Annotated in this window: 1 protein-coding gene; it reads left to right on the plus strand. The window is 36.2% G+C overall.

The window, feature by feature from the left end:
* Window positions 1-323 (plus strand): transposase (locus BGP78_RS18770; RefSeq protein WP_182912335.1); only part of this gene is annotated, 323 nt, incomplete at its 5' end.
* Between the last annotated feature and the right edge of the window lie 69 nt (window positions 324-392).

Below are 392 nucleotides of genomic sequence, written 5' to 3' on the forward strand. Positions count from 1 at the left end.
TGACACTACATATGGAACAAATATCGAAAGCTACCGAACTTGGAAGACATGCAGTTGTTATTATGGATGGTGCTGGTTGGCATACATTCGATACCGTTCAGCCTTTTAATAATGTCACGTTGATCAAACTACCACCATATTCACCTGAATTAAATCCAATAGAACAAGTTTGGAGTTGGCTCCGTCAGCACTATTTATCCAATCGTACATTTAAGGGTTATGAAGATATTGTTGGGCAAGTTTCAAAAGCATGGAACAAATTCATTTCAGTTCCTGAGAGAGTTAGAAAGATGTGCTTAAGAGATTGGATAAAATTGACTTAATCTTTATGCAGATTGGTATAATAATGTCACGTTGATCAAACTACCACCATATTCACCTGAATTAAATCC

The organism is Pseudoalteromonas sp. MSK9-3, assembly GCF_003590335.1.
Lineage (GTDB): Bacteria > Pseudomonadota > Gammaproteobacteria > Enterobacterales > Alteromonadaceae > Pseudoalteromonas.